A 13,377-nucleotide genomic window follows, 5' to 3' on the forward strand; every position below is an offset into this window, starting at 1 on the left:
CCGAAGCTGGTTCGGGACGGGTTGTGTGAGAAAAATTATCATGCTCGGTTTCATTCGTACAGGTTTGATTTTTCAATGGTCTCATGCCTGCCTGTCCGGCAGACAGGGAACGTCCTGATGTACATTCCCCTGGTTGAAAAAAACATTTTGCATGGGCGTTTCATTGCTTCAAAAATTTAACGTTGTACCCGAAGCATCCAGTTTCCCCAACTGAAGCTGATGCGGCTGATAACGATGCCCGCTAAGATTGTAATGCCTGTGCCTTTTAAAAAAGAAGGCATCGGTTGCAGGTCGGCAGGGCTAAATTTAAAACGGTAAGGTGAATCGGGAGGATTTTGAAAATACCACGAACCGCCTCCAAAAAACCAGTTGCGGGAATTAGGGGATTGCAGCAAAAAGCCACTGAACGGGTATTGAATAGCTGCCAGTAAAACAACAAAAGTAATTGTTATAAAAGCAGCCTTTATCCAATCGCCGGCTTTCATCTTCGCCATAACAATATCCATAAAAAAGGAAGGTATTATAATGAGCATGGGGAACATGGCGGGCTGAAAATGTGTGATATGCGTTAAAACAGGCCCAAGCCTGGGCTGCGCCGGAAAAAGCTGCAATATCCAGTTGGCGCCACCCTGTAAAATAAAATAGCCGAGCGCAATGGCCGTCATGCCCCATTTCATGCGGAGGGCGCGGCTAAAAGCGGGCAACGCTAACAAAGTAATAAACGTGGTAACGAGGTAAAATTCTGAGCGCCGCATGTTTCTTATCTTAATTACCGGGTTAGCGATTGTATAAACCATGCACAAAAAACTGGCGGCGCTTACTATAAATAAAAACCGGAGCACCGGCAGGGCTTTATCTTCTGGCCCTGCAAGATTAATGTACTTGCTGATAGAGATGCACCCGCCGAATTCAAGGCAAAAAATGCCCAGCATAAGCAGCGCATGCGGCGGGGAAAATACTTTTACATCAAGGCCGTAAGCGCTGTGCCACCAGTTATCAAAAGGGGCGGAAGTAAGCATGGCCATAGCGCCCCAAATACAAAACAGGGCGCCCAGCGAACTGTAAAAAATGCCCCAAACCTTTACAAAAGCGACTCTTTCTTTTTTGGGGGTAAAAAAACTGTTTATGATTAATTGTATCCCCGAAAACAAGCCGCCGAAAATGGCGCCTATGTAAATAAGAATATGCGGCGGGCTGAGAAACTTATCCCTGCCCACGGAGGAATGCCAGGAAATATCCCACAAAATGCCAATGGCGCTGAACAAAGCAGCCATTGCCAAACCATAAATGTATAGCTTAACCCCTTTGCCTGCCGGCGCAGCCGAAGGCCGTTCAATAATTGAAGAAGGTTTTGCAAGCAGGATATTGTCTGGTGCTACAGCCATGAATGCTTTTGTTTTCGATTATAATAAATTCAACAATGAATGTATTAAATGGTTTCGGTTGCAGCAGGGCGGACAACCGATAGCGGTTCTGTTTTCTCGTCGGCGTACTTAAAAAATTTTTTAAGCTTTAATGCAGGTTTTTCTATTGCTATCCAGGTAAACCGGCTAAACAAAAATGTAAATGTAAGGCAGATTATGCTGGATAATAAAAAAGCGGCCCCGCCTTTTATGTGCTCCTGCAAAAGGGCGGTAAGCCGGTGCCGTATTAATACAAGAATTGGCACATGGAATATGTACAAAGAATAACTGTATTTGCCAAGAAAGGTAAAAAGCCTTAGCTCCAAAAAACGTTTTACATAATTTCTTTTATGGTCTGACAGGCAATATAAAAGCATTCCTGCAAATAAGATGGCAAACAGGGTTGTGCCCAGAGGCTCCAGGAACCGTTCACCCGGCATGCGGGGCCGGTATATGAGAATTGCAATGAGCAGCACAGCGCCCAACAGCTTAAAAATATAGGGCGCTGTTTTATTAAGGAAGGGAATAAATGATTTATCGCGCACGCACACGGCAATTAAACCGCCCATGCTTAAAGAATCGAGGCGGCAGAAAGTATTAAAATAATTTTCCTGCCAGGGATAGCCGGAAAAGTGGAAATAACATTTTAATGTGATGCTGAAGAGAATTATTCCGGCAATAATTTTTGTAAATACCTTCCTGTTGAAAATAAGCACGAGCAATGGCCATACAATATAAAACTGCTCTTCAATGGCAAGCGACCATAAATGCAGCATGATGCGGCTGACGCCTTTTAAACCGGCTTCGTTATAAAGCAACAGCCAGTTTTGCAGGTATATCCAGAAATATTCCTGGTGATGATAATATAGGGAGAAGGGTGCAAGGCTTTCTTTGCTAACAAATAAAGGCACAATAAAAAAAGCAATAATCAGCAGCCCATAATAAAGCGGAAGAATCCTGAGCATTCTGCGGGCGAGATAATTCTTAAAAAAATTTTTGCGCTCCCTGATATCCAGTAATATGCCTGTAATTAGGAACCCTGACAATACAAAAAATGATTCCATTGAAAACCAGGCTGCATACGGCAAAAGAAAATAATGGTATAAAGTAACAACGATTATGCTGGCGCCTCTTACACCGTCAAATGCAGGAATGTGGTTTTTACGGCCATAATTAATATGGATGTTCTGAAAGATAGTTTTCATAAGCACTACGTTTGTGGTAAACCGAGGGTGCCCGCAAAAGGCGAATGTAAATTAACCCATTTCTTAAAAAATACACCGGCCTTTTTTAGAAACCGGTGTATTACTAAAAAAAATTCGCATCCGTATTTATGCTTTATGGAAAGATGCCTAACTCTGCATAGCTTGTTCCCACTTTGTCAATGGCCACCACGTAGGCAGCGGTGCGCATGTCGGGAATTTTATCGTTTGCATGCCAGCAGGCCATAATTTCACGGGTGGCTTCTATCATGGTTTGTTCAAGCCCGCTGTAAACAAGGTCAACCTCGTCGGGGCCATGTTCTATCAGGAGTTTCTCGCGGGCATCAACCGTTTTGCCGGTTAATTCCTCCATCTGGCCAATGATGTGCTTGTTCAGGTTTTCGGTAAAACGCTTTTCCATCCTTCCATAACGCACATGGCTTAAATTCTTCAGCCATTCAAAATAAGAAACGGTTACCCCCCCTGCATTCAGATACATATCGGGGATAACAAGCGCGCCTTTTTGGGCGAGTATGTCATCGGCTTCGGGGGTTAAAGGGCCATTGGCTGCCTCGGCGATTATTTTTGCTTTCACCCTTGCTGCATTTTCTCCGTTAATAACATTTTCCAAAGCTGCCGGGATGAGGATATCACATTCCAGCTCCAGCGCATCGCCACTTGTGCGCAGGTTAGCAGCAATAGGAAAGTTTAATATTGATGCCGTGTTTTTCCTGTGCTGAAATACGGCTTCTTCATTCAGGCCGTCTTCGCTGTAAATGGCGCCTTCAAATTCAGCAATGGCAATTACTTTGGCGCCATGCTCCCTGAAAAACTTAGCTGTATGGTAGCCCACATTTCCAAGGCCCTGCACCACCACGCGCTTGCCGGCAACCCCGGTGGTGAGGCCTAATTTTTTCATTATATCAGGCATAGAGCAAACTTCCCTTATGCCATAAAACACACCCAGGCCGGTAGCCTCTTTTCTGCCTCTCACGCCGCCCTGCGCCACAGGTTTTCCCGTAACGCAGCCCATGGCATCCACTTCGCCGGGGTGCATAGCCATATACGTGTCCAGTATCCAGGCCATTTCCCTTTCGCCGGTGCCGTAATCAGGCGCAGGCACATCGGTGCCCGGGCCGATAAATTCTTTTTTTACCAGCTCTGAGGTATAACGGCGGGTTATTTTCTGCAGTTCCCAGGTGCTGTAATTGCGCGGATTGATCTTAATGCCGCCCTTGGCGCCGCCAAACGGTACATTTACAATGGCGCATTTGTACGTCATTAAAGCGGAGAGCGCCATCACTTCATCCTGGTCCACCATTTCGCTGTAGCGGATGCCGCCCTTGCAGGGCGTTTTATGGTGTGAATGCTGGGCGCGGTATGCTTCCACCACTTCTATTGACCCGTCATCGCGTTTTATGGGAAACCGCATGCGGTAAACCGCATTGCAGGCCCTTATCTGGTCGAGGATGCCTTTTTCCCACCGGGTGAATTTTGCAGCCTTATTAAAACTCCTGTTTACACTTTCTAAAAAACTATAGTGCTTGTCTTCCATTGTTAGGTGATTTAAAAATTAAACTAATGAACATTCGTTATTCAATATATTAAAAAATTTTAGGGCTATGAATGGTTGCCCTTTTCCAATTTTGAAATTTTCCTGTCGAGGTTAATGAGATAAATAAATAAGCCTGTAACAATTACAACAACTACGGCCATTACTACAAAAATCTTCCCGTTTCCATTCATGAAATCCGTAGGCTCTTCCTGTGTAAGGTTCATTTGCTGGCTAAAGCTTTCTGCAGCCATAAAACAAAAAGAGAGAAATAACGCAGATTTTTTAAACATGTTCAAGCATTTTTTCTTTATAGGTCTGAAGTCTTATCCGCAAGGTTGTTATCCAAACGCCCAGCAGGGTCCAGCCAATAACAGCCGGCCAGAAAACGATCCGCATGGCAGGCGCCAGGTCGCCGCCATTTAATGCAGGATTGCCCTCGCTGCCTTCGCCACCCGGGTGTAAGGATTCTGTTAACCGAGGCAAAATCCAGATGGTGGGAAACAGCATGGCAAAAGCAAATATGTTATATACGGCGCTTAAACGGGCACGCTTGCTTTCATCATCAACCGAACCTCTTAAAACAAAATAGGCCAGATAAATTAATAAAGCGATGGCGGCGCCGTTTTGCTTGGGGTCGCTGCTCCAGAATGCGCCCCACTGGTACCTTGCCCAGATAGCGCCGGTGGTTATGCCCAAAATGCCGAATACAATACCGCTGCGGGCATATTCCGTTGCGTAATGATCATGAACCGGCTTGCCGGAATTGAGTGATTTTACCGCGTAAATAACCGACACGGTAAAAAGCACCATCATGCCAAACCACATGGGCACATGGAAAAACATATTACGGATGGATTGCTGCAGGCGGCCGTCGAGCACCGGTATTTTTACCAGAAAACCCATGGTGCAGGTGTACATCAACAGAACAAAGCTCAATATTTTCCACCATGATTTTCTAAGCATCCTATTGTATTAGCGGCAATGTATTGCGCCGCGAAGTTATAATAAAGCTTTTCAATCAATCATTAATAAAAATAAAATAATTAAGAAGAAGCGCTGCAATTATATTTTAACCGGAGTTGATAGTTGTAATCAACTGCTATTGCAACTTTCTTATTCGTATAAACTTACCGTTGTTGTTTGACGCTTGCATTTCAAGATGATTAAGAACTCCGCTGACCGGTATTTTTAATAAATGCGAAGGGAGGCCGTGCCGCATCATAGCCGCTGCTTCATGGCTTCATATAAAATGATGCCTGCTGCCACCGAAACATTCAGCGAATCAAATTCACCCTTCATCGGTATGGTGAAATGTGCATCAGCAGCTTTGGATAAATAAGATTGAACGCCCTTTTCCTCGTTGCCCATAATAATGCAGCAAGGCCCGGACAGGTCAAGCTGAAAAATTTTTTGCTTCGCATGCATTTCGCTGGTGAACACCTTAATGCCGTTCAGGTGCAGGTCATCCACCGCTTTCAGCAAACTGTTTACACGGCAAATATTTAATTTTTCCAAAGCGCCGGCGCTGCTTTTTACGGCATCTTCGTTCAAAGCGCCCACGCCTTTATCGGGAATGATGATGGCCTGCGCCCCGCAGCAAACGGCGCTGCGGGCAATAGCGCCAATATTGCGCACATCGGTTATCCCATCCAGCATTAATAATAAAGCGGTTTCGCCTTTATCATTTATCCAGTCAATAACAGGCTGCAGTTCCTGGTAAGTTATGGCCGAGCGATAGGCAATAACACCCTGGTGATTGATGTTGGTCAGGCTGTTCAGCTTTTCATTCGGCACATACTGAACGGGGATGTTTTGTTCTTTGGCCAGCTTTCTTATTTCATTCACCACTTCGCCGGAGGCGTTTTTAAACAGCAGGATTTTATCAACGCCCGCTTGCCGGCGCAGGGCTTCCGCAACCGGGTTCCTGCCCACAATTATATTTTTTTTTGATTGAAACATGCAGGCCGCAAGTTAGCAAGAGATAGGATGTGAAATGGAATATAATATTTGAGATGTATGCATTAGCATTAAAGTTTTGCCGGCTGGCATATAGTTGGGTTCAGCATCGCTTTCTATATCCGTGCTGTGATTGTAATGAAAGCGTAGTTATTGGCTGCGGCGCTTCTTCAATTCAGGAAGCTTTGCCTGTTTTAAGCATCTCATTTGCTTGTTCCAACTTCGTTAGAATATATTTTATCCTTATCTTTTTGTAATGGTGGGTTAACAACAACCGGCGCTTTCCTTTTGTTTTAACGCCTCTATTTTTGTTCTATTTCAGTTTTCATGATAGTCAGATAGCGCTGTGCCCTCGCTTGCAGCAATACTTTTGGTGGCGTTCGCCTTTTTAATATTTAAAGTAATTGCCAGCATTAAAATGTTTTTACTTATTCTACAAGATGTTGATGTGGCCAAGGCCTTCCCTTATCGGTTTCGCAGAACAACTTTAGGCTTTTAAGAAATTGTCCCCAGGTATAACTACATTCAGCAAACATCAATGTATATTCTTTCCAGTCATCATGATGAAAAATCAGTAATGTTCCATTATCACTTTTTTGCTGTTCTATCTGTCCTAAAATTTCCGGATATGATTTTAGAAGCGTTTCTTTGTCACCGGGTATAAGTTTAAAAGAAATATTGGTTCCTATCCACTCATCAGCTCCTTTAATACAATTCCATTTGACTAACACAAAAGGTTTTAGTTCTGCAATAATCATTTCTTTAAAGTAATGGGAGCCAAAAGGAAAATGCGCAATAGTATTAATTTCCGCTGTTGCTTTAGTATCAGGTGTCCACCAGGCTGATAATCCTTCTTGTGTAGTTATAGCGGTATAAACTTTTTCCGCTGTTGCTCCAATTAATACTGCATGGTTAATATTTGGCATAATTTGTAGTGTTTAACCAAAAATATGATGGTGAATTATTGTCATTATTTGCACCCCAATTTCTTGCTGTCAATAACCAAATTGCGGCAAATACAAGTGTAGCAAGCCCACCAACAATACCGGTAAAATAAAAGGAATAAACTTTGGCTTTCCTGTCCATAAGATTTCTTCTTTGTCGTCCTTGATAGTTTCAAACTCTGGCAATAAAATCTTGTTGTCTCTCGAAGCCATAAATTTTTAGGGTGTTTGATTTTCTAATTCTGACTAACGTTGGGCTTTGCGGCGGTGGGGAATTTATACTCCTCGCTGGATAAAAATGTGCAATCATTGATTTGCCAAAGTACAAATCTATTCTTATTACCAGCCTTACATTAAGTAAGGCAAGCATAAAACATAACCACTGGCACGTCATGCCCTGCGACGCGTCGCGGGCATGACGTGCAGGAATGTGAGATCATCTTACAATCCTATAAAGCAGGTGCAAACAGCCAATGCACAAATTCATCCTGTGTTTACTATATATTCATTGCCACCAGCGACGTAAAGCCTAATCCGCCGCGGCGGAATGCTGCCGAAGATATGCACAAAAGCCGAATAGAATTACGTCAGCCGACTAAAGCGTCCGGCACCACATTAGCCGGGTGAGCTATATAGTTTTATGTTCGTTATTCCATTAAATCAATATTCCTTAATTCCATAAAACCTGTAACCGGGTAAAATGCAAAATGAATATTAGCCTTAAGAAGAACAAAACTTATAATTTAGATGCGTAACTTCCATTTCATGAAATATATCATCTGCCTTTTTCTCCTGCTTGGCGCAGGCTGCGCCAGAAAGCCTTATGCTTCCACCAATAAAATATATAAGCAACAGGCAAAAGATTTTGCTGCTATCATAAAAAAATACCCGCTGAAAGATTCATTCCCCAATATGGATTTTGTTGGAACGATTAATTTCAATTTGCGCAAACCCAATTTTGTTATCATACACCATACGGCGCAAAACAGTTGCGAACAAACGCTTAAAACATTTACCGTACAGTATTCACAGGGAAGTGCGCATTATGTTATTTGTAAAGATGGGACCATTCACCACATGCTGAACGATTATTTACGGGCATGGCAGGCGGGTATAAGCCGCTGGGCCAATGATATGGATATAAACAGCAGCAGCATTGGCATTGAGCTCGATAATAATGGCTTTGAAGATTTTACCGGCCCTCAAATTACCAGCCTGCTGCACCTGCTGTCGGCGCTTAAAAAGCAATACAAGATTCCCACCGCCAATTTTATAGGCCACGGCGATATTGCGCCGGTGCGCAAGAGCGATCCCAACTACCGCTTTCCCTGGAAAACGCTTGCCGACAGCGGCTACAGTTACTGGTATGATGACACCACCAATATATGCCTGCCGCCCACATTTAACGATATACAGGCTTTGCGCATTATTGGCTATGATGTGCGTGATACAACGGCGGCTATTATAGCTTTCAAGCGCCACTGGCTGCAGGATACGCTGCCGGGATTGGATTCTGCACAATACAAAGTGCTGTTTAATGTGATGAAGAAATATGAGTAAGCAATTAATTATTTTTGAAGCCAGGCAAAATATAAGCCACCAACTGTATTCTGTAAACACTCAACTCATTCACCACTCATCCGGCCACATTCAAACTCTTGTTAAAAGAATCTTTATACCTTTTTATATACTCCGAAGGGTTCATGCCAAACAGTTTATTAAACTGCCGCCTGAAATATTTAATATCGTTTATGCCTACCTGCATAGCAGCTTCATTAATGTTCATATCGGTAGTTAACAATAAAAGAGCAGCCCTGCGCAAACGCAGAAACCGGATGAACGCACTGAGCGATAAGCCGGAAACGGATTTCACTTTTTCATACAGGCTGGAATGGCTCATGCCCATGGCCCGGGCAAAACTTTTGATGGTAAAATTTTCATTCTCAATTTCCCCTTCAACAACGGCTATGCATTTCTCCAGGAAATCGCGGTACGATTCAGAAACCTTTGTATTGTTTTTGCGCAATGTAACCGTGTCTAAAAAATATTGCTGCAGGGCGCTGCGGTTTTTAAGGATATTTTCCACCCGCGCTATCAGCAATTCTTTTTCAAAAGGTTTGGTGATGTAGTCATCGGCGCCGCATTCCAGGCCTTTCAGTTTTATTTCTGAAGAAGTGGTGGCGGTTAAAAGAATCACCGGTATATGGCTGAGGCTGGCATCTGCCTTAATAAGCGCGCATAATTCAAAACCGGTAATGCCATTCATAATAACATCGCAGATGATTATATCAGGCAGTCGTTGCTGGGCAATCTGTAATCCTGCTTCGCCGCTGTTGGCTTCATGCACTAAAAACCGGTCTTCAAAAAGCTGGCCGAGGTATTGCCGGATATCTTTATTATCATCCACTATTAAAATACTTTTCTTTTCTGTAATGATATGGGCTATTGCCGGCAACTCTTTACCTGTAACCGCTTCGGGCAATTCTTTTTCTGCATTTGTGGCCACATCATCAGCTTCAAGGCCGGCAATCAATTCTTCTATCAGCACCGGTTTCCTTTCTGCTTCATTTATTTTCCATGCTTCATTTGCCGGTAACTGAACAGGAAGGTTAAGCGGCAGGCTCACGGTAAATTTTGTTCCCCTGCCCGGTTCGCTTTCATAAGAAAGCCTGCCCTGGTGGGCTTTCACAAACTGGTTTGCCAGGTATAAACCTATTCCAAAACCTTTATGGTGCACATGCCTGCTGCCCTCTGCCTGGTAAAACCGCCGGAACAGTTTGTTGCCAACCGATTTTTCGATGCCACAACCGGTATCGCTGATAATTATTTCAACTGTATCTGATGTTAATGGCTGCCATACTATTTCAAGTTTAACCGTTCCCCCGGCAGGCGTAAATTTTAATGCATTTGAAATAAGATTGTATAAAATAATTTCTATCTTTTCCCGGTCGCCGGCAATCTCCGCCTTAACATCGTCGGCCACAAATTCATAGTAAAGGTTTCTTGCTTTAGCTTGCCGGGAAAAGCATATAAATACTTCGTGGCACAATTCATAAAAATTAATTCTTTCCATGCTAAGCTTATCGCCCTCTGTGTCTGCTTTTCTGAACAGCAATAGCTGGTCAACGAGGCTTAGCAGGCGTCTCGCATTGCGATATACAATATGCAGGCCGGAAGCAGACTGCCTTTTTTCAGGAAAGTGCAGCAACTCTTTAACCGGGTCTATAATAAGCGTAAGCGGCGTTCTGAATTCGTGGGCGATATTGGTGAAGAACAACAGCTTTTTTTCATTGAGTTCTTTTTCTTTTTCCGTTTCAATCTTTACGAGCGCTATTTCATATTTATGTTTTGCCTTGAGTGATTTATACCGGGCATATAAGTAAATGAGTGCGCCGGCTATTGCCGTATAAATAAGATAAGACCACCAGCTACGGTACCAGGGCGGCAAAACTTCAATAACAAGATGCTGCTGCCACCCGCTTTCATTACCGCAGGCATTCATGGCTTTAATATGAAATGTATAGGTTCCTTCGTTTAACCTTGTATAGTTAGCCGTGCGGATATTGCCGGCATAATTCCAGCTTTTATCCCATCCTTCAAGATACCAGGCATATCTTATTTTGTCTGATGCGGCATAATTCAGCGCTACAAAATCAAAAGACAATACGGCTTTATCAAAGGGCAGTTTTATACTTTTTATATCATCCGCAGATCGTTTGGTAATATACCGGCTGCTGGTTTCAATGGGTATATTATCAATTCGCAAACCCACCAATAAAACGGTAAGCGGGTCTGCCTTTCTGTTTAAAATACTGTCCGGATAAAAAATATTCATCCCTTTAATGCCGCCAAAAACAAACTGCCCGGAGCTAAGCCGCAGGCCCGCATTATAGTTGAACTGGTTGCTTTGCAGGCCGTCTGACTGGGAAAAATTCCTGAACGTACCAGTTATGGCATTAAAAACCGAGATGCCGTTAAATGTGCTCATCCATAAGTTGCCCCGGTTATCTTCCAGCATCTTTAAAACAGAATTATTGCTTAATCCTTCTGATTCATCATATCTTTTATAGCTCCCGTTTGAGCGATTGAACAACAGCAGGCCGCCGCCTTCAGTCCCGATCCAGAAATTGCCTTTCTTATCTTCAACAATGCTTCTTACTGCATAACCAAGATGGTGACGCTTAAAGGTTTTATGCTGTTCATCAATCTGTATGAGCGAAGAAAAATCGCCTGCCCACAAACAGTTGCTGTTATCCTGGTACATGGCGAGAATGTTTTTGAGGCGGGCATCGTATAACTCAAACTGCTGCAATTGGGGATTAAAACGATATAAGCCGCCTTCCAGGCAGGCGCCCGCCCATACGCGTTGCTGTTTGTCTCTATATAAAAGAAACGGGTTTTTATCTTCCTGCGCCGTAGCCGTATTGATGCATTTAAAATGCGTAAAGCGGTGTGTTTGTTTATTAAAAAGATCAATGCCGCCGCCCCAGGAGGCTACCCATAAACGATTATCGCCTTCGTTTAAAACGCTTGTTATAAAATTGCTGCTTCTTCGTTGCGGCGTTTGCGCAGAACGGCAGTAGCTGGTAAAGGTGTTTAGTTTCCTGTTCCAGCAATTTAATCCATGGCCATCTGTGCCAATCCAAAGATCATGGTTGTTGTCTTCCACCATGCAGGTAACAAAATCATCAGCAGGATCTTTGCTGGTTAACGGATGCGTGATTGTTTCAAACTTATTCCTGCCGGCATCAATCAGATTAATGCCGCCGCGCATGGTGCCAATCCATAACCTTCCGTTATTATCTTTAAGTATGGAATAAACACAGGGGCTTGTGAGGTTTTTAACAGAGGTGCTCCGGAAAAGGTTTTGTATCTGCCCGCCGGCATTATTCATCACAAATATGCCATTGCCATCTGTAACAATATATAAGCTGTTGCCATAATTTTTTAATTGCAGTACCCTGTTGCCACTTGAGAATTTTTTTGTAACGGTTTTTGTGTTGATGGCATAAGCGTATAATCCGTCATCTGTGCCCATCAATAAAGTATCGCTGGTATAAGCCCGGAGGCAGATACCGTTCTTTACCTGCTGGTCAACCAATTGGAGCGACTGTGTTTTAGTATCATATAAAAACAGGCCCCGCTCTCTTACATATACCCAGGTGCGTTTGGCATTATCACATTCAGTCGCCATAGCCTGGTAACTGTATTGCTTATTTATTAATACCGGGCCGGCCATATTTGTTTTTGCTTCATACAGCAAAAGGCCATTATCTGTTGCAATAAACATATTGCCCTTGCCGCAGGGCATTATCTGGTTTACAATGGAATTGATTTTTCGTGGCGCCGCCGCCTTGCCCGGCGTATAATACACAGGAGAAAACGCTGATGTGACCTGGTCGTATATAGCCACGCCGCTGCGTGTGCCAACCCACAGCCTTTTATTATCATCTTCAATAATGGCGGCTATCCTGTTGTTTGGCAGGGAATTGCTATCGTTCAGGTGATTCCTGAAAACTTTAAAATAATAACCGTCGTACCGGTTTAGCCCATCATACGTGCCAAACCATATAAAGCCCCTGTGATCCTGAAAAACCGTGGTTACGGAATTGTTGGAAAGCCCGTTTTCAATGCCTATATAAATTACGGGTTGATTGTTTGCGAGAGCGGTGCATGAAATAATTAAACAAATAACAGCAATCAAAAGTTTACTCAACATAGCAATTCGTAATAGTTAAAGCTATTATTTTTTGGGTAAAGCAAAAATTTTACCGCTAATAAATGAAAAGCCTTGCCCTGCAGACTACAGCATTATCCGCCTGGTTCATCATCATCAGGGCAAATACATCTAAATTTTAGAATGCCCGCTCCTGGTTGTAGGTTATTATGTTTGGCTTATACAATGCGGCGCTTTCTTTACAGGATTGGTATCTTTCTTTATAAGATTGACATCTTCCTTTATAAGATCAGCATCTTCTTCTATAGGATTGACATCCTGCTTTATAAGGTGTGTAGCTTTTTTTGAAGGATTGGCATCCTTCTTTACAGGATGGCGTGCTTATTAAGCAGGCAATAATCACCACCGCCCGCGAAAATTTGAAATGCACGCTCATCATCAGGGCAGGCGCATTAAAATTTTAAATGTATAAAAAGAGGCGTAGCCTCGAAAAAATATTGTAAAAACGGGTTTCAACCCGTTTTGAAACCAGCAAAATGTTGTTGAGAGCCATCGGCTCGTTACATTATGCATCCCCGAATAGTCGGGGCAGGCTGTGCCGCTGGCACTCACCTCTATCAAAATTCATCTATAACCGTGC

Annotated in this window: 10 protein-coding genes; 1 reads left to right on the top strand and 9 read right to left on the bottom strand. The window is 43.3% G+C overall.

Annotated features, from left to right (window positions below):
- Positions 1-176 precede the first annotated feature (176 nt).
- The 8 genes from QM629_RS04495 to QM629_RS04530 all read right to left on the bottom strand — a co-directional run bounded on the left by QM629_RS04495 (position 177) and on the right by QM629_RS04530 (position 7,202).
- Positions 177-1,385: a hypothetical protein gene (locus QM629_RS04495; protein WP_415157619.1), complete on the bottom strand. Its 1,209-nt coding sequence runs from the start codon at positions 1,383-1,385 to the stop codon at positions 177-179.
- A gap of 44 nt (positions 1,386-1,429) precedes the next feature.
- Positions 1,430-2,608 (bottom strand): acyltransferase family protein, encoded by a 1,179-nt coding sequence (locus QM629_RS04500; RefSeq protein ID WP_415157621.1) that lies wholly within the window; start codon positions 2,606-2,608, stop codon positions 1,430-1,432.
- Between the two features lie 133 nt (positions 2,609-2,741).
- Positions 2,742-4,160, bottom strand: a complete 1,419-nt coding sequence (locus tag QM629_RS04505) for a Glu/Leu/Phe/Val family dehydrogenase (protein WP_415157623.1) — start codon at positions 4,158-4,160, stop codon at positions 2,742-2,744.
- Between the two features lie 65 nt (positions 4,161-4,225).
- On the bottom strand, positions 4,226-4,450 hold the full coding sequence (locus QM629_RS04510) for a CcmD family protein (protein WP_415157625.1): 225 nt from the start codon (positions 4,448-4,450) through the stop codon (positions 4,226-4,228).
- Positions 4,443-5,123: a cytochrome c biogenesis protein CcsA gene (gene ccsA / locus QM629_RS04515; RefSeq protein ID WP_415157627.1), complete on the bottom strand. Its 681-nt coding sequence runs from the start codon at positions 5,121-5,123 to the stop codon at positions 4,443-4,445. The genes QM629_RS04510 and ccsA overlap by 8 nt, the downstream gene beginning before the upstream one ends.
- Positions 5,124-5,378: 255 nt before the next feature.
- Positions 5,379-6,119, bottom strand: coding sequence for a 23S rRNA (guanosine(2251)-2'-O)-methyltransferase RlmB (gene rlmB, locus QM629_RS04520; RefSeq protein ID WP_415157629.1), 741 nt, complete (start codon positions 6,117-6,119; stop codon positions 5,379-5,381).
- Between the two features lie 425 nt (positions 6,120-6,544).
- Entirely contained in the window at positions 6,545-7,042 is a 498-nt protein-coding gene (locus QM629_RS04525) for an SRPBCC family protein (protein ID WP_415157631.1), read from the bottom strand.
- Entirely contained in the window at positions 7,029-7,202 is a 174-nt protein-coding gene (locus QM629_RS04530; RefSeq protein WP_415157633.1) for a hypothetical protein, read from the bottom strand. Before QM629_RS04530 ends, QM629_RS04525 begins: the two co-directional genes overlap by 14 nt.
- Positions 7,203-7,825: 623 nt before the next feature.
- Here QM629_RS04530 and QM629_RS04535 point away from each other — a divergent pair.
- Positions 7,826-8,620: an N-acetylmuramoyl-L-alanine amidase gene (locus QM629_RS04535; protein WP_415157635.1), complete on the top strand. Its 795-nt coding sequence runs from the start codon at positions 7,826-7,828 to the stop codon at positions 8,618-8,620.
- Positions 8,621-8,696: 76 nt separating this feature from the next.
- Here the strand turns inward: QM629_RS04535 and QM629_RS04540 are convergent, their stop codons facing one another.
- Positions 8,697-12,779, bottom strand: coding sequence for a two-component regulator propeller domain-containing protein (locus tag QM629_RS04540; protein WP_415157637.1), 4,083 nt, complete (start codon positions 12,777-12,779; stop codon positions 8,697-8,699).
- Positions 12,780-13,377 lie beyond the last annotated feature (598 nt).

The organism is Parafilimonas sp. (genome assembly GCF_047606085.1).
Lineage (GTDB): Bacteria > Bacteroidota > Bacteroidia > Chitinophagales > Chitinophagaceae > Parafilimonas.

Coding starts and splice junctions, on each gene's coding strand:
- QM629_RS04505 (WP_415157623.1), bottom strand. CDS start 4,160: ATGGAAGACAAGCACTATAGTTTTTTAGAAAGTGTAAACAGGAGTTTT.
- QM629_RS04540 (WP_415157637.1), bottom strand. CDS start 12,779: ATGTTGAGTAAACTTTTGATTGCTGTTATTTGTTTAATTATTTCATGC.
- rlmB (WP_415157629.1), bottom strand. CDS start 6,119: ATGTTTCAATCAAAAAAAAATATAATTGTGGGCAGGAACCCGGTTGCG.
- QM629_RS04525 (WP_415157631.1), bottom strand. CDS start 7,042: ATGCCAAATATTAACCATGCAGTATTAATTGGAGCAACAGCGGAAAAA.
- QM629_RS04530 (WP_415157633.1), bottom strand. CDS start 7,202: ATGGACAGGAAAGCCAAAGTTTATTCCTTTTATTTTACCGGTATTGTT.
- QM629_RS04535 (WP_415157635.1), top strand. CDS start 7,826: ATGAAATATATCATCTGCCTTTTTCTCCTGCTTGGCGCAGGCTGCGCC.
- QM629_RS04495 (WP_415157619.1), bottom strand. CDS start 1,385: ATGGCTGTAGCACCAGACAATATCCTGCTTGCAAAACCTTCTTCAATT.
- QM629_RS04500 (WP_415157621.1), bottom strand. CDS start 2,608: ATGAAAACTATCTTTCAGAACATCCATATTAATTATGGCCGTAAAAAC.
- ccsA (WP_415157627.1), bottom strand. CDS start 5,123: ATGCTTAGAAAATCATGGTGGAAAATATTGAGCTTTGTTCTGTTGATG.
- QM629_RS04510 (WP_415157625.1), bottom strand. CDS start 4,450: ATGTTTAAAAAATCTGCGTTATTTCTCTCTTTTTGTTTTATGGCTGCA.